We start from the raw sequence: 20072 nt of genomic DNA on the forward strand, positions 1-20072 counted from the left end.
GATGACATGTGCGGTAATTCGTCCCAGCGGTGCACGGGGTAAGAGAAACCTTCCCGGGCCGGGCTCCGGAATTCCCGGCCCGGGAGGATACCGATGCCTGGATCGGCGTCAGTGCGCCAGGATCAGCAGCTGAGGCCAGCCGTGAGGGTGACGCAGATCTCCGACGAGGTCACCGTGGTCGTGATGGCCGGTGCGTCGGTCGACTCCGAGGCGTTCAGCTCCTCGGGCGTGGTGTAGGCCGCGTAACCCTCGATCAGCTCTGCAGACTCCATGATTTTCCCCTCGTTAGAAAAGCACGCCTGAGAACCGCTCAACTCATTGGATGGGCGGCTCCCCTGACGGAAAGAATTAGATCACCTCTTGATCATTTACGCCAGTCACATTCGGATATCCGGAGAGTCCACATTGCGGTACACGGCGGCCGGGTCCACGTTGGCCTCTTTCAGCCGACGCACCAGGAATTCACCGGGAGAGGTGTCCTTCGCCGCGCTCTCCGCCGCGCTCTCCACCGCGTCGAACAGCGCGTCCACGACGGCGGCGGCACGGTGCTGGCCGAAGCTCATCCCCTGGCGGCCCGGGCGTTCGTCCCGTGGCTCCCAGGCGATGGCCACGCCCGGTGCGAGGTTCTTCGCGAACGAGGAGGCCAGATCGGACCGTCCGGCCTTCGCGGGCTGCCGTACCGCCGCCACCAGACCGGGGAGGACGCCCCTGGCTCCGTGGCCGAGGTACACCACCAGGCCGTCCCGGCGCGGGAAGAGCCGCGGTGAGGACGTCACCTTGGCCCGGTAGCGCACGGCGGCGTCTTCGAGGTGCCGCAGCGTCGCGCCCCACAGCCGTTCGGCCTCGTCGGGGTCGTCCAGGTGGAGGTAGACCCGCAGTACCGGGCCGGGCTCGACCGTTCCGCGCGAGCCGTCCACCAGGAAGAACCCGGGCGACAGACCGGGCCGGGCGGCGGGCAGCCGCACCGTGCCGTCGTCGGCGTACGCGACATCGTCCGGCAGCCGTAGCCGGATGCCCCGCACGACGGCGATACGGGAGTCCTTGGTGCCGTCGTCCCCGGGCCGGTACGGGACGGCGGGTACGGGGGTGGTGGTGTGCGGTGTGCACGCGGCCAGCCGCTCCTCAAGGCGGGCGTCGCGGAACGAGCGCGGGCGCTCCTCGTCGAACACATGGCCCACATGGAACGTCTCGTAGACGGCGCCGATGAGTTCTTGGCGAAGCCGTCGGCCGGTGTCCGCGCTCAGCGACCGGCCCGCGACGTCCGCGCGCAGACCGTCCGGTGACAGGGTCACCGCGTCGAGGACGGCGGCCAGGCCCGGGTCCGTGCCCGTGTCCAGTGCGCTCTCGGTGGAGGCGGTGTCGGTCGTCATGCTCAGTCCTCCAGTCCGAGGGTGGCCGCGAACCTGGCGGGCCGCAGGACGGCGGTCCGGCCGATTCCGGCGGCGGCCCGGTCAAGGGCCGTCAGTTTGGGGCGCTGCTCCGCCGCCGCGAACATCCGGTCCACCAGATGCCAGCCCGCGAACGCCGTGGCCCGCGCCGGGAGTCCGGGGTCGACGGCCCCGGCTTCCTCTCGGTAGCCCTTCCAGAAGGCGACGTTCCTGGTCCGCAGCCGCTCCAGCTCCCGCACGCCCCGCTCCACCACGTCCCGGTGGGACAGTTGCGGCGCCGGACCCGCGATGGCCGGGTCCTGGGACGGGATGTCCAGTACGGCGCGGTGCAGCCACTCCCCGACGAAGCCGCCGATGTCCCGGGCCGGGTCGGCGGCGGGCCGGAACTCCTCCCAGTCGCACAGATGAAGCGCGTCCCCTTGCCGGAGGAACTGATCGAGCCGCAGATCGCAGTGGGCCGGACGGTGTTCGGCCGCGGCTTCCTCCCGGCGCAGTTCCCGCAGTCCCGCGATCAGCTCGGCGTCGTTCTGCAGCAGCCCCCACGCTTCGAGGGAGGCTCCGCTGGCCTGGGTGTGGTAGGTGAGGGGCAGCGCATCGAAGAAGTCCAGCGGCGGCAGCAGCGGCTGGTCCTCCGTAGCCGGATCCGAGGGCGGATCCGAGGGCGGAGGGTCCGTCAGGGGCAGGGAGTGCAGGGCGCCCACGGCCCGGCCCGCCAGGTGGGCGAGGTCGTCGTCGAACGCCTCCTCCTTGGCCAGGTCGGAGCCGGACCGCGCGTCCCTCAGCCACGCGAAGACGACGATCAGCCCGTCCTCGTCCCAGCCCAGACAGGGCGGCGCCGTCAGTGGCCCGCTCACGGGGGCGTGCCGCTCGAACCGCACCAGCCTGCGGAACCGCGCGACCGCGTCGGGCTGCGCGGGATCGAGGCGTTTGATGAACACCGGCTGGCCGGTGCTCGTCACCCCCACGCGATTGTCATTACGACCGGCCCGGGACGCCCCGTCACCGACGTCCTCCAGCGCCCCCAGCCCCAGCCGCCGCAGAAGCGGATCCCATTCCGGCATGCTCGACCAACCCCCGTAGATCTTCTGATGTCTCAACTCGCCGGTGGCCGCGTCGTCGGCCACCGGTTCTCAGCCCGCGTACAGCCGGTGGGCCGTCCTGCGGACCCACCACACGCCCGCGGCGGCGACCAGCAGTGGCCACCCGAGCTGCAGCGGGTGGAGGGCGCCGCTGTGGGTGGTCCGCACCAGCACCGGGGCCGTCAGCACCAGGGCGGCGAGCGGCCCCCGCAGGTACCAGACGGCGGCCTGCATCGCCCCCGTGTTGCCCATCGGGGTCTCGGACCCGATCAGGATGTGCAGTGGGACGGTCCCCCGGTACGAGCTGACCAGCGCCGCCGCCACCAGCGCCGGGGCGCAGACGACGAGCAGCACGAGCCCGGGCCGGTACCAGCCGCCGAGCGCGGCGGCCACGCCGCCCACGGCCGTTCCGGCGAGCAGCAGGAGGCCGGGCACGAGCGCGTGCCACAGGGCGAGGGACCGGGCCGGGTAGGGCAGGTTCGCGGACCGGCGGACATCATCGCTCTCCCGCCGCGCGGGCTCGGTCAGCTGGGCCGCGGCGAGGTAGCCCGCCAGCAGCGCCCCGACGGCGGCGACGGCCTGGGCCCGTTCCCGCAGCTCGGGGGCCATGGCGGTCAGCGCCACGGCGGTGGCGGTCCACAGCGCCGCCCAGCCCAGCCGCCCGGGGGTGCGCAGCAGCCCGGTCGCGTCACGCCAGGGGACGACGAGCCAGCGGCGGCGCGGCATCGGCAGCCGCAGAGCGGGACGCGAACCGCGCTCCCGCAGCGCCGGGAGCCCCGCCTTAGCCTGCCGCAGGTCCAGTGCGAACAGTGACGCGCCGAGCTGCGAGGCGACGGTGGCCCGCAGCCGCAGGGCCCGCTGCGGGATGGCCGCCGCTTCCCGGCGCGCGTACACCAGCGCCACCACGACGAAGACGGCCGACAGCGCGGCGGCCACCGCCCAGCCGGGGGCCGGTCCGCCCGCGGCCTTCACGAGTGGCTGCGCGGCCCACCCCCACGGCCCCGACCACAGGTAAGCGGCGCCGAGCCACGAGGGGTACCGCCCCTGAGCCGCCGACACCGCCGCGACGGCGGCCAGGAGGGCGACGGCCACCCCGGCCGCGCCGAAGATCCGGGCGCCGTGGCGCGCCATCAGCCGGTCCCGGCGCTCCACGGCGGCGCCCGCCGCGGTGCCGGTCAGCGCGGCCACCGCCCCGGCCCACGCCCCGGCCCCGGTCGCCACGGGCCAGGAGCCCGCGCCCGAGGCGTACACCAGGAAGCCGAGGACACCGCCCGCGACCGCCCCCGCCGCCCCCGCCACCAGGGCGGACGACATCAGCCGGGGCAGCAGCAGAGGCGCGCGCGACAACGGCGCGGGCAGCAGCCACGAGACGGTCGGCAGGTCGAGGAGCACCGGCCCGCGCCAAACGGCGCCGCGCGCCATCAGCAGCACGATCAGCGCCACCACGATCGGTGCGGTCAGGGGCAGGCTGCTCAGGACGTGCGTGGCGAGGGCGCCGTGGTGCCCGCCCGCGCGGCCGACCCGTGCGGCCGAGATGAGCAGGGGTATCCCCCATGCCGCCCCGAGCAGGGCGATGGCGTAGAGCGTGAACGCCCCGCTCTTGCGCTTCTCCCGCCGGTAGTCGCTGCGCAGGGCGCGCAGATAGGCCAGCGTCTCGGCGGAGGTGTCGTAAGTCCCCTGCCCCTCCGCCGCGTCGGCGGTCGTCGTCCGCGTCGGCCCGGGGCTCATCGGGAGCCACGTCCCGACGGCTGGTCCGGCGGTGCGGTGACCGGCACTCCGCCGTCGAGCGTGAGCACCCGGTCGGCGACCTCGGCCAGCGCACCGTGGTGCGTGGCCAGCAGGACGGCGGTGCCACGGTCCCGGTGGTCGGCCAGCCGCGCGGCCAGCTCCTGCCGCGCGTGCGCGTCCAGCCGCTGTTCGGGTTCGTCCAGGACGAGCAGGTCATGGGGGCGTACGAAGGCGGCCGCCAGCAGCAGCGCCTGGGTCTGCCCCGACGACAGCGCCGAGGGCACCACGTCTCCGTGCCCGTCGAGGCGGTGGTCTTCCAGCACCGCCTGGACCGCGTCCTCGGCCTCGTCGCCGAGCCCGTGGGCGAGCGCCACCAGCATCAGGTGCTCGCGCACGGTCAGATCGGGGTAGTGCGCGCCGGGGTCCATGACCGTGGCGACGCGGGCACGCGTCACGGCGTCGTCCTCGTCGATCGGCACACCGTCGAACAGCACCTCACCCGAGGTCGGCCGTTCCCGCCCGGCGGCCAGCCGCAGCAGGGTCGACTTGCCCGAACCGTTGTCCCCCATGAGCACCACGCACTCCCCGGGTGCGACGTCCAGGGTGACCGAACGCAGCACCTCCCGGTCCCCGTAGGAGCGGCTGACGTCGGCCAGCCGCAGGAGCGCGGCATCGGTCTGCTCCGCCATGCGCGCGGTCACACGGATCCGTGCCGGTCGCCCTGGCCATCGGGCGCGTCGTCCCCGGCCGCCTCGTACACCGATACGTGGCGCTGGCTCTGCGGGCCGTACGGCTCGCCCTTCCAGCCGCCGAAACGGTCCACCAGGCGCAGCCCGGCCAGCCGGGCCATCATGTCGATCTCGGACGGCCACGCGTACCGGATGAGTTCCTGGGTCGGGCGCGGCTCGCCGCCGTCCACCACCGTGTGAATGACCAGGATCAGCTGCCGGTCACGCATCACATGGGTGCTGTCGATCATGACCGACCGGGGGGAGAGGTAGCGCGTGCTGGTCTTCTCCCCCTCCTGCTGGTGGTACGGGAGGGGGTCGAAGGCCTCGATGACCACCCGGCCGCCCTCGGCCAGCTGCTCGCGCATCCGGCGCAGGCACTCGACCTGCTGATCGGCCGAGGTCGGCGCGAAGAAGGTGTTGAGCGCGATGAAGACGGTGTCGTACGTCTCGCCGGTGGTGATCGCGGTGAAGTCGCCCGCGGTGGTGACGACCTTCCCGTCCGCGTCCCGCTCCGCGAGCTTGGCGAGCATCTGCTCGGAGCCGTCGATGCCGTGAACGGTCAGGCCCCGCTCCGCGAGGGGGAGCGCGATGCGGCCGTTCCCCACCCCGAGTTCCAGTACCCGCCCCGAGTCGGGGCTGAGCTTCGCGATGAAGTCGACGGTGTCGGCTATATCGGGCGACGCGATCGGGTACATCAGGTCGTACACATCGGCCAAAGCGTCGTACGTGACGTGCGAATCCATGGTGCCTCTTCCCCCGGCGACGGACAGGTCGTTCATGATCGACGCTACAACGCCCAGGTCAGCGGGTGCACAGCGGGCATGCCGTCAGGAGCCGGGGCAGCCGGTCGAGTTGAGGCGGAGCCACCCCTACTCGGGGGTGACGTCGCGGGTCAGGTTGGTGAATGCTTCGAGGTTGCGGGTGGACTCGCCGCGCGACGTCCGCCAGGCGTACTCCTTGCGGATGGCGGTCGCGAAGCCCATCTCCAGCAGGGTGTTGAAGCTGCCGTCCGCGTTCTCCAGCACCGTGCCCAGCAGGCGGTCCAGCTCCTCCGGGGTGACGGAGGCGAGCGGGAGGCGGCCGACCAGGTAGATGTCGCCGAGCTGGTCGATCGCGTAACTCACCCCGTACAGGCGGGTGTTGCGCTCCAGCAGCCAGCGGTGCACGGCCTCGTGGTTCTCGTCCGGGTGGCGGACGACGAAGGCGTTGATCGAGAGCGAGTGGCGGCCGACCCGCAGGGAGCAGGTCGTCGACAGCTTGCGGGTGCCGGGGAGCTTGACGACGTACGTGCCCGCCTCCGGGCTCTCCCACTCCAGCTCGGCGTCGTTCAGCGTCCGCTCGATGACGGTGTGGGAGTCGGCCTGGGAGGTGGTGTCAGCCATGAGCCGATCGTAGGTGACGCCGGTCCCGCATCGCGTCCGTGTACACCACAGTGTCAGCCATGGGCCGATCGAAGGCCTCGCCGGTCCCGCATCGCGTCCGTGTACACCTCCGCCGTGGCGGCCGCGGCCGTGTCCCAGCCGAAGGACTGGGCGTGGCGGGCGGCGGCCGCGCCCATCCGGGTCGCCCGGCCCGGGTCGTCCGCGAAGGGGCGCAGGGCGCGGGCGTAGTCGGCGGGGTTGTGGCCGTCGACCAGGGTGCCGCTGACGCCGTCCCGTACCGCCACCGGAAGGCCGCCCACCGAGGCCGCGACGACCGGGGTGCCGCAGGCCTGGGCCTCGACCGCGACCAGGCCGAACGACTCGCTGTACGACGGCATTACCAGCACCGAGGCCGCCCGGTACCAGTCCGCCAGCTGGTCCTGCGCGACCGGCGGCTGGAAGCGGACGACGTCGCCGATGCCCAGGCGCGCCGCGAGCTTGTGCAGCCGCTCGGGCTTCGCGAGGCCGGTGCCGCTCGGGCCGCCGACCACGGGGACGACGATCCGCTCGCGCAGCGACGGCTGCTCCTCCAGGAGGTGGGCGACCGCGTGCAGCAGGATGTCCGGGGCCTTGAGCGGCTGTATGCGGCCCGCGAAGAGGGGTATCAGCGCGTCGGGCGGCAGCCCGAGCCGGGCCCGGGCGGCGGCGCGGCCGTCGGCGGGGCGGAACCGGTCCAGGTTCACCCCGGGGTGGACGACGGCGGTCAGGTCGCGGTCCGCGTCGTAGTGGCGCACCAGCTCCTCCGCCTCCTCGGCGGTGTTCGCGATCAGCCGGTCGGCGGCGCTGACGATCTGCTGCTCGCCGATGACGCGGGCGGCCGGTTCGGGGGTGTCGCCGGTGGCGAGGGCGGCGTTCTTGACCTTGGCCATGGTGTGCATGGCGTGCACCAGCGGCACTCCCCACCGCTCGGCGGCCAGCCAGCCGACGTGGCCGGAGAGCCAGTAGTGGGAGTGGACGAGGTCGTAGTAGCCGGGCCGGTGCCCGGCCCACGCCTGCATCACCCCGTGGGTGAACGCGCACAGCTGCGCGGGCAGCTCCTCCTTGGCCAGCCCCTCGTACGGGCCCGCGTCCACATGCCGTACGAGCACGCCGGGCGTCAGCTCGACGGTCGGGGGGAGGGTGCCGGTGGTGGCCCGCGTGAAGATCTCCACCTCGATGTCGATGGCGGCGAGGCGGCGGGCCAGCTCGACGATGTAGACGTTCATCCCGCCCGCGTCGCCGGTGCCCGGCTGATGCAGCGGCGAGGTGTGCACGCTGAGCATCGCGATGCGGCGTGGACGCCGTGGGATGCGCCGAAGACGCTGGTGGGGCGGGCCGCCGAAGGGCGTATGGGCGCGGCCACGCAGGCCGCCGAGCCGGGACGCGTGCTGGCTCACCGCGCGATACCTCCTTCTTCGGGGCGAGCTTCCCCTGCCAGCCGTCAACACCGGAAGACTTCGTTCCATTTCCGTTTTGCCAAAGTGTGACCGTTCGAGGGCATCCGAAGGCGCTTCGGGGGCGTCCGAGGGCGCTCGGGGGGCGTCCGGAGGCGGCGACGCGCGGTCAGAATCCGCCCACGCACCGCATAGGGTGCTGCCCATGTATGCCCGTGTGCCGCCGCCGATCCGCCCCATCGGATCCGCCACGCGCGGGACCACCAACCCCAACCGGCTGCGCCGCATGGACCGCTGGATCGCCGCCGCCCACGGGCCCGTGCTGCGGCGCGCCGAGCCGGCGGTGGCCGTCGACCTCGGCTACGGGGCCGCGCCCTGGACCGCCGTGGAACTGCTGCAGCGGCTGCGCACCGTACGGCCCGGCGCCCGCGTGGTCGGGGTGGAGATCGACCCGGCGCGGGTCGCCGCCGCGCGGCCGTACGAGCGGGACGGGCTCGCCTTCGCGCACGGCGGGTTCGAGGTGCCCCTGCCGGGCGGCGTGCGGCCCGTGCTCATACGGGCGGCCAATGTGCTGCGCCAGTACGACGAGGACGAGGTCGCCGACGTCTGGCGACGGCTGTGCGCGCGGCTGGCGCCGGACGGCGTGCTGGTGGAGGGCACCTGCGACGAGGTCGGGCGGCGGCACGTCTGGGTCGCGCTCGGCCCGGCGGGCCCCCGTACGGTGACCTTCGCCGCCCGGCTCGGGTCCCTGGACCGCCCCTCCGACCTGGCCGAACGGCTCCCCAAGGCGCTCATCCACCGCAATGTGCCGGGCGAGCCGGTGCACGCCTTCCTCCGCGACTTCGACCGCGCCTGGGCCTCGGCCGCCCCCTACGCGGCGCTCAGCGCCCGGCAGCGCTGGATCCGCAGCGCCCAGGCACTCCACGCGGCGGGCTGGCCCCTGACGGACGGCCCCCGGCGGTGGCGCCAGGGCGAGATCACACTCCGCTGGGAGGCCCTGGCCCCGCGCGGCACGTGATCGCGGGGGCGTTATGTCGGGGCGCCCGCGGTGGCCTCGGCGGCCTCGGCGGCCTCGGCGGCCTCGGCGGCCTCGGCGGCCAGGATCGCCGCCAGGGCCCGTAGCGCCTTCTCACTCGCCGAGCCCTTCTCCGCCGTGTACGTGCACAGCACCTGGCCCGGGTCGGCGGGCAGCACCAGCGCCTCGTACGTCACGACCACCTCGCCCACGTCCGGGTGCTGGTACCGCTTCGTACCGCGCATCCGCTCCCGCACCGCCTGCGCCTCCCAGCGCTGCCGGAACTCCTCGCTCCGCTCCCGTAGCTCCTGGACGACCCGGCACAGCCGCGCGTTGCCCGGGGTGCGGCCGATCTCGGCGCGCAGGCTTGCCACCGTGTCGTCGGCGACCTCGAGCCAGTTCGGGTGCAGCTCCCGGGTCCGGGGGTCGAGGAAGATCAGCAAGGCGCCGTTGCGCTCGTCCTCCGCCATCTCGCCGAAGTCGAGGCCGATGCGGCCGCCGAGCCGGTTCCAGGCCAGGACGTCCATGCCGGGGCCGAAGACGAACGCCGGAGCCGTACCGGCGTCCAGCGCCTCCAGCAGCCGCAGGATCTCCGGCCGCACGCGCGGGCGCGGGTCAGGGGGCGCGCTGCCGTGCCGCCTCGGCAGGGTGATGTTGCGCAGATACGTGTGCTCGGACGGGGTCATCCGCAGCGCCCGCGCCAGGCCGTCCACGACGGAGTCCGAGACGGCCGGGGCCCGGCCCTGTTCGATGCGGGTGTAGTAGTCGACGCTGATCCCGGCCCGCTGCGCGACCTCCTCGCGGCGCAGGCCCCGCACCCGGCGCCGGACGACGCCCTCCGGCAGCCCCACCTCGGCCGGGTCGAGCGCGGCGCGCCGCGCCTTGAGGAACGCCTTGATCTCCGGTTCGGAATCGCCCATCGGTCCATTATCCCGGGGGTCTCCCCCGGGTGGTTCTGGCAGACCCAGGTTGGGTCGGGCCTGGTCCGGTACTCGTCACGGCCGGAGGCTGTGTCCAGTCGCTCCGGACCACCACCGGACCACCCAGCGAAAGGACCCCCATGAAGCGCAGGATTCTCGGCGGCACCGGCATCTCGGTCAGCGAATACGCCCTGGGCGCGATGATGTTCGGCGCCATCGGCAACCGGGACCACGACGACTCGGTACGGATCATCCACCGCGCCCTCGACGCGGGCATCAACTTCGTCGACACCGCCGACATCTACTCGCAGGGCGAGTCGGAGGAGATCGTCGGCAAGGCCCTCAAGGGCCGCCGCGAGGACGTCGTCCTGGCGACCAAGGCCCATGGCTCCATGGGCGACGACGACAACCACAGCGGGAACTCGCGCCGCTGGATCACCCGCGAGATCGAGAACAGCCTGCGCCGCCTCGGCACGGACTACATCGACCTCTACCAGATCCACCGCCCCGACCCGACGACCGATATCGACGAGACGCTGTCCGTCCTGTCGGACCTGGTCCGGGCGGGCAAGGTGCTGGCCGTCGGCTCGTCCACCTACCCGGCGGAGCAGATCGTCGAGGCCCAGTGGGTCTCCGAGCGCCGCGGCCACGTGCGGTTCCGCACCGAGCAGCCGCCGTACTCGATCCTGGCGCGGAGCGTGGAGGCGGCGGTGCTGCCGACCGCCCAGAAGTACGGCATGGGCGTGCTGAGCTGGGGGCCGCTCTCGGCGGGCTGGCTCTCGGGGCGCTATACGAAGGCGTCCGACATCGACCTGGCGGGCGGCAGCCGAGCGGCGATGGAGCAGTTCAAGTTCGACCCGTCGCGGCCGGAGAACGCCCGGAAGCTGGAGGCCGTCGGCGAGCTGAGCAAGCTGGCGTCGGACGCGGGGCTGTCGCTGCCGCACCTGGCGGTGGCGTTCGTACGGGCGCACCCCGCCATCACGTCGGTGATCATCGGGCCGCGCACGATGGAGCAGCTGGAGGACCTGCTCGCCGGGTCCGAGGCGGAGCTGAGCGCGGACGTCCTGGACCGCATCGACGAGATCGTGCCGCCGGGCACCGACCTCAACCGGGCGGACAGCTACTACGTCCCGCCGTCACTCGCCGACAAAACGCTGCGCCGCCGCTGACCGGGAGACGTCCCCCACCCCGCCCCTTCCCGCTGCCTCCGATGTGCGGCTCCGCCGCATGACGGGGGCACAGCCCCCAGACCCCCGGCCCCGCCGGGCCAACGGCGGCCGGGGGGCGCTCAGGCGACATCCACCCGCACGACCGCACCCTCGCGGACGCCCACGTGCACCCGCTCTGGCTTTCCCCAGCTGCGCGCCGCAACCGCCTCGCCGCGCGGCTCACGGCGCCGGGGGTCTGGGGGCTGTGCCCCCAGTTTCGGGAAGGGGCGGGGTGGGGGACACCTTCAGGACCGTGAGCCGCGCGGCCACCAGCGGGCCGCCGTGGGCGGTGGTCAAGGGGCGTTCAGGGTGGTGAGGAGCGCGTCTATCAGGGTGCGGTCGTGGTCGTAGGTGAGGCGGGTGCGCGCCGCGGCCGGGGGCAGCCAGAGCAGCCGGTCGACCTCCCGGTTCGGCACGAACACCTCGTCGGGGACCGCCTCGGCGGCCCAGTAGCGGACCTCCTTCGGGCGGCCCCTGGCGACGTAGCGCTGGGTGGGCAGCTCCGCGCCGGGCGTGCAGCCCATCCCGGTCTCCTCCACCACCTCGCGCACCGCGCCACGCAGCGCGTCCTCGCCGCGCTTCAGCTTGCCCTTCGGGTGCGACCAGTCGTCGTAGCGGGGCCGGTGGACGAGGGCGATCTCCAGCCCGTCCCCCCGCCTGCCCCGTGGCGTGTGGCGCCAGAGCACACAGCCCGCCGCCAGCACGGTGGTCGTCTCGTCGTCCCGGGAATCGCTCATCAGACCCGTCTCGCCTCCCCTGGCGTCGTCTGGCGTCCGTCGTCAGGAAGCCTGGCCCACGACCCGCCGCCACATCCGGCCGAACGCGAACCGGGCCGCCTCCACCTCGTGCCGCTGGTCCGCGTGCAGCACGCCGAGCGCGTACGCCGTCGCCGGGGCGATCCGCGGCGTACGGGCCGCCGCTGCCGCCGCCGCTGCCGCCTCGGCGGCGTCGCGGTGCCGCTCCAGCGCCTGCCCGGCGGCCAGCAGCCGGGTGGCGGTGGACGGCTCCGCGTCCGTCCCCGGCAGCTCTCCCAGCACCTCCAGCGCGTAACGCCGCATCCGCACCAGCCGCCGCACCTGATGCCACGGCGCGTCCTGCCGGTCGCTCGCGGGCGGCGAGTCGGCGGCGGGCGTCGCGGCGAGCCCGTGGACCAGCGCCTCCGCGTTGTACGGGTGCCCGGCACGGCCTAGCGGAAGCGCGTCCACCGCCTCCAGCAGCCGCCGGTTCGCCAGCTCGGCGAGCGGCGGCAGCACCTGCTCGGCGGGGCGCGCGGCGGTCGCCTCGTCGAGCGGCACCTCGGAGGCGAGGAGCGCGACGGTGTCGGCGACGGCGTGGAAGCGGGACGAGCCGAGCGCCTGGAGCGCGGCGGTGTGCGCGCGGGTCTTGGCCAGGGTGAGCTGACGTTCCAGCAGCGCCCCGGCGCGCGCGGCCCCCACGGTCAGCGCCCCGCCCCGGGCCTCCTCCGGGTCCCCGGCCCGCTGATGCGCCGCCGTACGGTCCTCCCCGGCGCCGCCGCCCCGGGCGCGCCGGGCGGTACGGCCCGTACGGCCGGAGGCAGCCGCGTCGCCGCTCGTCCGGGCCGCCGGGCCCGTCCCCTCCTCGTTCCCGGCGGGCTCCGCGTCCTGTGCGGCGTACGCACCCGGTGCGTCCGGGCGCTCCGCCGAGGGGGCGCCGCCCCACTCCTCGTACGGGCGGCGCGGCGCCTCCGCGTCCTGGTCCTGGGCACGGCCGCCCGAGGCCTCATCCGACGCCGGGGCGCCGCGATTCGCGCGGGGCGACGGGTCCGGGGCGCCGGTGGCCAGGGAGACGCTGCGGCGGGCGGTACGGGACGAACGAGGGGCGGCGGCGTCGACCCCCGCCGTGACCCCGCCGCGCCCGGTGCGGGCCGCGAGTGTGGTGGACCCGGAGGCCCCCACAGCCTCCGGATCCACGCCGGTGGCCGCCGGTTCCCCGGGCGCCGCGTCCCCTGGCGGCGTCCGGTCCGGCGGTCCCCCCGCGCCCGAGAGCCGGTGCAGGGCGTCGCGCAGCCGGGCGAGCCGCCCGGCGTACGCGTGCTCCAGCGCCAGCGTCCCCGACAGCCACGCCAGCTCGGCGCGCAGCTCGTCGGACCAGGCCGTGTCGGTGATCGGGCGGTAGACGGAGAGCGCGCCGCTGATCCGGCGCGCGGCCCGGCGCAGCAGGCGGGCGGCCTCGGCCGCCTCCTCGACGTCGGCGCCGCTCTCGCCGTGCAGCCGCAGGCTGCGCAGGAAGTCCCCGGCCTGGGCGTGCAGATAGGCCGACAGCACCTCCCCCGCGCTGGCGGGAGCACCGGTGGCGATCCCGTTCGTGGAGGGTTCCGGTGGCGCCGTCGCCACGGGCGACTCCGTCGCCCGGTCCGCCGCGTGCTTCGTCATGTCGAACCCCCCGTCGTACCCCCCGTCGTACCCCCCGGGACCCACGGCTGCCGCGGCGGCGGTGCGGGGCGGGGTGCCGGGTGACCCACCGCCCCCGGTAATCCCGACCAGCGGCAGGTCATGTCGTCGAACCACGCCGTCGCCTCCGGGCGTCTATGAGCATCTCCTGTACGTTCCGCAGCGGCGCTCCGTCCGCGTCCGTCGCATGCCGGGTCCAGCCGCCGTCCGGGCCCAGGTGCCAGGAGGAGGTGGAGTCGGACATACCGGTCTCCAGCAGACGGGTGAGCGAGGCACGGTGGCCGGAGTCGGTGACCCGCACCAGCGCCTCGATCCGGCGGTCCAGATTGCGGTGCATCATGTCCGCGCTGCCGAGCCACACCTCCGGCTCGCCCCCGTTCCCGAACGCGAAGACGCGCGAGTGCTCCAGGAACCGGCCCAGTATCGAGCGGACCCGGATGTTCTCCGACAGCCCCTCGACGCCCGGCCGCAGCGCGCAGATGCCGCGCACCCAGATGTCGACCGGCACCCCGGCCCGCGACGCCCGGTAGAGGGCGTCGATGACGGCCTCGTCCACCATCGAGTTGACCTTGATCCGCACGAAGGCGGGCCGCCCGGCCCGGTGGTGGGTGATCTCCTTGCTGATGCGGGAGACGAGCCCGTCGCGCAGCGACCTGGGGGCGACCAGCAGCCGCCGGTAGTTCTCGCGCCGCGAGTAGCCGCTGAGCCGGTTGAACAGGTCGGAGAGGTCCGCGCCGACCTTGGCGTCGGCGGTGAGCAGCCCCAGGTCCTCGTACAGCCGGGCCGTCTTGGGGTGGTAGTTGCCGGTGCCGACGTGCGCGTAGCGGCGCAGCGTGTCGCCCTCCTGGCGGACCACCAGCGACAGCTTGCAGTGGGTCTTCAGCCCGACCAGGCCGTAGACCACATGGCACCCGGCCTCCTCCAGCTTGCGCGCCCACTTGATGTTGGCGTGCTCGTCGAACCGGGCCTTGATCTCGACCAGCACCAGCACCTGCTTGCCGGACTCGGCGGCGTCGATGAGCGCGTCGACGATCGGCGACTTGCCCGACGTCCGGTAGAGCGTCTGCTTGATCGCGAGGACGTCCGGGTCGGCGGCGGCCTGCTCCAGGAACGCCTGCACCGAGGTCGAGAACGAGTCGTACGGGTGGTGCAGCAGCACATCGCGCTCGCGCAGCGCGGCGAAGATGTCGGGCGCGGAGGCGGACTCCACCTCGGCCAGGTCGCGGTGGGTGCCCGCGACGTACTTCGGGTACTTCAGCTCGGACCGGTCGGAGGCGGCTATCGCGAAGAGCGCGGTGAGGTCGAGCAGGCCGGGCAGCGGGTACACCTCGGCGTCGGAGACCTTCAGCTCGCGGACCAGCAGATCGAGGACGTACGGGTCGATCGACTCCTCGACCTCCAGCCGCACCGGAGGCCCGAAGCGGCGCCGCAGCAGCTCCTTCTCCAGGGCCTGGAGGAGGTTCTCCGTGTCGTCCTCCTCGACCTCCAGGTCCTCGTTGCGGGTCACCCGGAACATGTGGTGCGCGAGCACCTCCATGCCGGGGAACAGCTCCTCCAGATGCGCCGCGATCACGTCCTCCAGCGGCACATACCGCTGCGGGGAGGCCTCCAGGAACCGGGAGAGCAGCGGCGGAACCTTCACCCGCGCGAAGTGATCGTGCCCGCTGACCGGGTTGCGGACCACCACGGCGAGGTTCAGCGACAGCCCCGAGATATAGGGGAACGGATGCGCCGGGTCCACCGCGAGCGGGGTGAGCACCGGGAAGATCTGCTGGCGGAAGAGGGTGAAGAGGCGGGACTGCTCCTTCTCCGTCAGGTCCGCCCAGCGGATCAGGTGGATGCCCTCCTCGCCGAGCGCCGGGGCCACGTCCTGCTGGTAGCAGGCGGCGTGCCGGGCCATGAGCTCGCGGGACCGGGTCCAGATCAGCTCCAGCACCTCGCGGGGCTGCAGCCCGGAGGCGGAGCGGGTGGCCACGCCGGTCGCGATGCGCCGCTTGAGCCCGGCGACCCGCACCATGAAGAACTCGTCCAGGTTGCTGGCGAAGATCGCGAGGAAGTTCGCCCGCTCCAGCAGCGGGGTCGCCGGGTCCTCGGCCAGCTCCAGCACCCGCTCGTTGAACGCCAGCCAGCTGCGCTCACGGTCCAGGAACCGGTTGTGGGGCAGCTCGGTGCCGTCCAGGTCCGTCCCGCCGCCGTCCTCCTCCTCGTAGGTGTCCGGATCGGCGTCGAGATCGGGATCCAGCGCCCGGACGGGAGGGGCGGCGACCGCGTGCGGACGGTGCGCCGCGATGGACCCGACCGACGGCTGGGGCTGGGGGACGTTGACCGGTGCCTGACCGCTGGACTCGTTCATGACCTCATTGTTCCGCGCCGCGACGGAACGCGGCGTGGCGGAAGGCGGCGCGGGAGCGGCACGGAGCCTCCGGTTCGAGGGATCGGGCACAGCGGGCTGCATTCAGTGATGCTTGCAACCGAGATTGAACCGTCGGTAACGGAGACATGGCGCTTAGGAAATCGGGACTCGACCCACAGGAGTCCCGACCGCCCCTCCCGGATACCCTCTGACGCCCTTACCCCCCGACTCCGCTTACCCCCTGACTCCCTGCCCTCAGGTTTCGGTTCGATACATCAGATCCGTCTCATGCGTGACAAAGCCGATCCGGTCGTAGACGGACACGGCGGCGAAATTGTCCGCGTCGACGTAGAGCATCGCGGTCGGCAGCCCCTGCGCGGCCAGATGCCGGAGCCCGATCGCGGTCAGCGCCCGGCCGAGGCCGCCGCCCTGCGCGTCCGGCCGCACCCCCACCACGTACACCTCGCCGAGCCGCTCCTCGGCGTGCGTCTTCGTCCAGTGGAAGCCGACGATCTCGCCCGCGCGCTCGGCCAGGAAGAACCCGGCCGGGTCGAACCACGCCTCGCCCTTGCGGTCGTCCAGGTCGCGCTGGGTCAGCGAGCCCTGCTCGGGGTGGTGGGCGAAGGCGGCGGCGTTCGCGGCCAGCCACGCCGCGTCGTCCTCGCCGGGCCGGAAGGTCCGTACGGTCACGCCCTCCGGAAGCGTGGGCTCCGGGATGCCCAGCTCGTCCGGCGCCCCCAGCGGCCGCCGCATCTGCCGCAGCTCGCGGAAGAGCGTCAGCCCCAGCACCTGCGCCAGATGGCGCGCTGAGGCGTGGCCGCCGTGCGCCCACACCCGCAGCCGCTTCCCGGACTCCTTCAGCAGCGTCACGCCCAGCGCCCGGCCGTGCCCCCGGCCCCGGTGCGCCGGACGCACCACCAGCTCGGCGGCCGGGGCCTCCACCGGGTCGGTGTCCTCCAGCTGCGCGTAGCCGACCAGCTCCCCGCTCGGCTCGCGCAGCACCAGATGCCGCACCCCCTCCCGGCGCCCCCGCAGCTGCAACCGCCCCTGCTCGGACACCGCCTGCTGGCCGTCGGCGTGCGCCGACTCGGCGATCAGCCGCAGCACGTCCTCCACCACGGCGGGCGCCAGCTCGTCCAGCACCTCGATCCGGCGGGCACCGGCCGTCTCGTTCACCACGTCATCCATGGGACCGAGCCTACGACCGCCCCCTTCCCCGGCAAGCCGCCGGACTCCCTGGCTCCGGGACGGGTCACCCGGTTGACCACCGGCAACCAGCTCGTAACCTCCATCCCCCTGCCCCGCTACGCGCGTTGACCGTAAGCTGCCGCCCACCACACACCCACGGGGCACACAAGGGGACGACATGTCAGCGAGACTTGGGCGGCGCGGTGCGGCACGCCGGTTGGCCACGGGAGCCGCGGTGCTGGCCGCCGCGGCCGGGGTGCTGTCCACCGCGATCCCGGCGGGGGCCGACGCCAAGGGCGCCGACTCGAAGGGCTCCGAGCGGCACCGGCCCGCCCGCACCGTCGACGTACAGCTGCTGTCCTTCAACGACCTGCACGGCAACCTGGAGCCCCCGCAGGGCTCCTCCGGCACCGTCACCGAAGCCCAGCCGGACGGCACCACCAAGACCATCCCGGCGGGCGGCGCCGAATACCTCGCCACCGCGCTCCGCCAGGCCCGCAAGGGCCACGAGTACTCCGTCACCGCAGCCGGCGGCGACATGATCGGCGCGAGCCCGCTGATGTCCGGCCTCTTCCACGACGAGCCGACCATCGAAGCGCTCAACAAGCTCGACCTCGACGTGACCTCCGTCGGCAACCACGAATTCGACGAGGGCCGCGCCGAGCTGACCCGTATGCAGAAGGGCGGCTGCCACCCCAAGGAGGGCTGCTACGAGAAGGGCAAGACCTTCCGTGGAGCCGACTTCCCCTACCTGGCCGCCAACGTCACCGACGAGAAGACCGGCAAGCCCGTCCTCAAGCCGTACACCGTCTGGCGCCACAAGGGCGTGAAGGTCGGCTTCATCGGCGTCACCCTGGAGGGCACACCCGACATCGTCACCGCCGAGGGCGTCAAGGGCCTGAAGTTCCACGACGAGGTCCAGACGATCAACAAGTACGCCAAGGAACTGCAGCGCAAGGGCGTGAAGTCGATCGTCGCCCTCATCCACGAGGGCGGACTGCCCGCCTCCGCCGCGTACAACGCCGACTGCGACAACGGCGGTGCGGGCAAGGGCATCTCCGGTCCGATCGTCGATATCGCCAAGGACATCACCCCGAAGGTCGACGCCCTGGTCACCGGCCACACCCACCAGGCCTACGCGTGCACGATCCCGGACCCCTCCGGCACCCCGCGCACCGTCACCTCCGCCGCCTCCTTCGGCCGCCTCTACACCGACACCACCCTCACCTACGACCGCCGCACCAACGACATCGTGCGCACCACGGTGAAGGGCGCCCACGCGGCGAACCACGTCGTCGACCGCGACCGCGCCAAGGCCGCCGACATGACGTCCCTCATCGGCCGCTGGAACACGCTCGCCGCCCCCATCGCAGGCAAGCCCGTCGGCTACGTCTCCGCCGACATCAACGGCCGCGGCGCCTCGACCTACGAAACCCCGCTCGGCGACGTCATCACCGACGCCCAGCTCGAAGCACTCGCCCCGGCCGACAAGGGCGGCGCCCAGATCGCCCTGATGAACCCGGGCGGCATCCGCTCCGACCTCGCCCACAAGGCGTCCGGCGGCGAGGGCGACGGGGTCGTGACGTACGGCGAGGCGTTCACCGTGCAGCCCTTCACCAACATGATGAACGTCCTCGACCTGACCGGAGCCCAGCTCATCACCGCGCTCCAGCAGCAGGTCAGCGGCTCCAACGAGGCCTCCCCCAAGATCCTCCAGGTCTCGAAGGGGCTGACCTACACCCTCGATCTGACCAAGTCCGGCAAGGACCGGATCGTCTCCGGCACGGTGAAGCTGAACGGTGAGCCCATCGACCCCGCCAAGACCTACCGCGTCGCGATGAACGAATTCCTCGCGGGCGGCGGCGACGGCTTCCCCGCCTTCAAGGACGGCAAGAACAAGCTCGTCGGCGCCTCCGACCTGGAGGCCCTGACGACCTACCTGGGGGCGCACTCGTCGGCGTCCACGCCCCTGGCCCCGCCGAAGGCGGACCGCATCACCATCGTGAAGTAGTAGGCGCACCTGCGGCCCGGCCCGGCTGACGGGCCGGGCCGCAGGCATGTCCCGGGTGGGATCGCTGGATCAGACCAGCATCTCCTCGATCAGATCCGCGGCCCGCGCCGTCCCGCCCTCGGCCCGCACCTGATCCCGCAGCGCGGCCGCCCGCCGGGCCACCGCCTCGTCCGTGGTGAGGTCGAGCAGCGCGGTGCGCAGCACCTCGGCGGTCGCGTCCGCCGTGTCGACGCGGCGGGCGACGCCGAGTTCGACGAGCCGGTCGGCGTTCATCGGCTGCTCGGCCCCCTGCGGTACGGCGATCATGGGCAGCCCGCAGTACAGGCCCTCACCGCTGCTGCCCATCCCCGCGTGGGTGAGGAACGCGTCGGCCTGCTCCAGGATCGACAGCTGCGGCACCCACCGGTGGACCTCGACGTTGGCAGGGACCTGCCCCAGCTCCGCCGGGTCGACGTAACGGCCGATCTGCAGCACCACATGCCACCCGGGCAGCTCGCCGAAGGCGGCCAGGCACGCCCGGTAGAAGCCGGGCTGCCGGGTGTAGGCCGAGCCCAGGGAGACCAGCAGCACCTTCTCCGCGCCCCCGGGACGCTCCCACTCGCCCTGGTCGGCGCGGTCGCCGAGGCAGGGCCCGACGAACGTCACCACGTCCCCGTCCACCCGGTCGGCGTTCGGCTGCATGGCCCGGGGGATCACCGCGACCGCCCGCCCGGGCGGCCCGCAGAAGGCCTGCACATCGGTGGTCACCGCCCCGCAACCGGCCAGCCACGCGGCGAACTTCGCCTGGTACGCGTCGGCCCCCGGCAGCGCCATGAGGTGCGCCGCGACCTCCTGTTCGTAGCCCTCCCAGGCGACGAACGACGGCGAGATCTGCACCGCCGGACGCCCCTGCGCCTCGGCGAGGGCCCGCCCGGCGTACCCGCCGATGTCATACAGATAGAGGTCGGCGGGGTCGTTGTCGTACGCGGCGCGCAATTGCGGCAGCGCCTGGATCGCGTCGTCCAGGAAGACGGTCATCGCGGCGATGGGGTCCTCGGGCCAGTCGTTGTCGGCGACGGGCAGGGTCGATTCATAACGCACCAATGCGGCGCCGGTCGGCTTGATGACGTCCGCCAGGTACGAGTCATTCGCGTACGTCACGCGATGACCGCGCGCCACCAGTTCCCGGATGACTTCAAGGCCGGGCAGGGTGTGGCTGATGGCGGGAATGCCGACCATCGCGATATGGGCACGGCGACGGGACATG

Annotated in this window: 17 protein-coding genes and 1 pseudogene; 3 read left to right on the forward strand and 15 right to left on the reverse strand. The window is 73.3% G+C overall.

Annotation, left to right across the window (positions count from 1 at the left end):
- Nucleotides 1–122 precede the first annotated feature (122 nt).
- The 8 genes from ACWC5C_RS07305 to mshA form a co-directional block, all read right to left on the reverse strand.
- On the reverse strand, nt 123–272 hold the full coding sequence (locus tag ACWC5C_RS07305) for an LxmA leader domain family RiPP (protein ID WP_385445572.1): 150 nt from the start codon (nt 270–272) through the stop codon (nt 123–125).
- A gap of 105 nt (nt 273–377) precedes the next feature.
- Nucleotides 378–1370 (reverse strand): T3SS effector HopA1 family protein, encoded by a 993-nt coding sequence (locus tag ACWC5C_RS07310; RefSeq protein WP_450874497.1) that lies wholly within the window; start codon nt 1368–1370, stop codon nt 378–380.
- 2 nt (nt 1371–1372) lie between these two features.
- Nucleotides 1373–2512 carry a class V lanthionine synthetase subunit LxmK gene (lxmK, locus tag ACWC5C_RS07315; protein ID WP_450874498.1) on the reverse strand — a complete coding sequence of 380 codons (1140 nt, stop codon included), beginning with the start codon at nt 2510–2512 and terminating at the stop codon, nt 1373–1375.
- 6 nt (nt 2513–2518) lie between these two features.
- On the reverse strand, nt 2519–4195 hold the full coding sequence (locus tag ACWC5C_RS07320; protein WP_450874499.1) for a DUF6297 family protein: 1677 nt from the start codon (nt 4193–4195) through the stop codon (nt 2519–2521).
- Nucleotides 4192–4884, reverse strand: coding sequence for an ABC transporter ATP-binding protein (locus tag ACWC5C_RS07325; protein ID WP_450874711.1), 693 nt, complete (start codon nt 4882–4884; stop codon nt 4192–4194). Before ACWC5C_RS07325 ends, ACWC5C_RS07320 begins: the two co-directional genes overlap by 4 nt.
- A gap of 8 nt (nt 4885–4892) precedes the next feature.
- Nucleotides 4893–5669 (reverse strand): class I SAM-dependent methyltransferase, encoded by a 777-nt coding sequence (locus ACWC5C_RS07330; RefSeq protein WP_450874500.1) that lies wholly within the window; start codon nt 5667–5669, stop codon nt 4893–4895.
- 126 nt (nt 5670–5795) lie between these two features.
- Entirely contained in the window at nt 5796–6308 is a 513-nt protein-coding gene (locus ACWC5C_RS07335; protein ID WP_450874501.1) for a YbjN domain-containing protein, read from the reverse strand.
- Nucleotides 6309–6361: 53 nt separating this feature from the next.
- Nucleotides 6362–7723, reverse strand: coding sequence for a D-inositol-3-phosphate glycosyltransferase (mshA, locus tag ACWC5C_RS07340; RefSeq protein ID WP_450874502.1), 1362 nt, complete (start codon nt 7721–7723; stop codon nt 6362–6364).
- Between the two features lie 202 nt (nt 7724–7925).
- On the opposite strand from mshA, the gene ACWC5C_RS07345 reads away from it, so the two are divergent.
- Nucleotides 7926–8738, forward strand: a complete 813-nt coding sequence (locus ACWC5C_RS07345) for a class I SAM-dependent methyltransferase (protein WP_450874503.1) — start codon at nt 7926–7928, stop codon at nt 8736–8738.
- Between the two features lie 11 nt (nt 8739–8749).
- On the opposite strand, the gene ACWC5C_RS07350 is transcribed toward ACWC5C_RS07345, so the two are convergent.
- Nucleotides 8750–9655, reverse strand: a complete 906-nt coding sequence (locus ACWC5C_RS07350) for a helix-turn-helix transcriptional regulator (RefSeq protein WP_450874504.1) — start codon at nt 9653–9655, stop codon at nt 8750–8752.
- A gap of 140 nt (nt 9656–9795) precedes the next feature.
- Here ACWC5C_RS07350 and ACWC5C_RS07355 point away from each other — a divergent pair, with 140 nt between their 5' ends.
- Nucleotides 9796–10824, forward strand: coding sequence for an aldo/keto reductase (locus tag ACWC5C_RS07355; RefSeq protein WP_450874505.1), 1029 nt, complete (start codon nt 9796–9798; stop codon nt 10822–10824).
- Between the two features lie 332 nt (nt 10825–11156).
- On the opposite strand, the gene ACWC5C_RS07360 is transcribed toward ACWC5C_RS07355, so the two are convergent.
- The 5 genes and pseudogenes from ACWC5C_RS07360 to mshD all read right to left on the reverse strand — a co-directional run bounded on the left by ACWC5C_RS07360 (nt 11157) and on the right by mshD (nt 16815).
- Nucleotides 11157–11600 (reverse strand): NUDIX hydrolase, encoded by a 444-nt coding sequence (locus ACWC5C_RS07360; RefSeq protein WP_450874506.1) that lies wholly within the window; start codon nt 11598–11600, stop codon nt 11157–11159.
- 42 nt (nt 11601–11642) lie between these two features.
- The gene (locus ACWC5C_RS07365) at nt 11643–12779 is read right to left on the reverse strand and encodes a CHAD domain-containing protein (protein WP_450874712.1); all 1137 of its coding nucleotides are present in this window, start codon (nt 12777–12779) and stop codon (nt 11643–11645) included.
- Between the two features lie 81 nt (nt 12780–12860).
- Nucleotides 12861–13256 (reverse strand): annotated as a pseudogene (locus tag ACWC5C_RS07370) (CHAD domain-containing protein); the annotation flags it as partial.
- A gap of 118 nt (nt 13257–13374) precedes the next feature.
- Nucleotides 13375–15627, reverse strand: coding sequence for an RNA degradosome polyphosphate kinase (locus ACWC5C_RS07375; protein WP_450874507.1), 2253 nt, complete (start codon nt 15625–15627; stop codon nt 13375–13377).
- A 255-nt stretch (nt 15628–15882) separates the two neighbouring features.
- Complete coding sequence (gene mshD, locus ACWC5C_RS07380) at nt 15883–16815, reverse strand: mycothiol synthase (protein WP_385445560.1); 933 nt, start codon at nt 16813–16815, stop codon at nt 15883–15885.
- A 178-nt stretch (nt 16816–16993) separates the two neighbouring features.
- On the opposite strand from mshD, the gene ACWC5C_RS07385 reads away from it, so the two are divergent.
- Nucleotides 16994–18826 (forward strand): bifunctional metallophosphatase/5'-nucleotidase, encoded by a 1833-nt coding sequence (locus tag ACWC5C_RS07385; RefSeq protein ID WP_450874508.1) that lies wholly within the window; start codon nt 16994–16996, stop codon nt 18824–18826.
- Between the two features lie 69 nt (nt 18827–18895).
- On the opposite strand, the gene ACWC5C_RS07390 is transcribed toward ACWC5C_RS07385, so the two are convergent.
- Entirely contained in the window at nt 18896–20071 is a 1176-nt protein-coding gene (locus ACWC5C_RS07390; RefSeq protein WP_450874509.1) for a macrolide family glycosyltransferase, read from the reverse strand.
- Nucleotide 20072: the final 1 nt, after the last annotated feature.

The organism is Streptomyces sp. NPDC001700, from assembly GCF_053596435.1.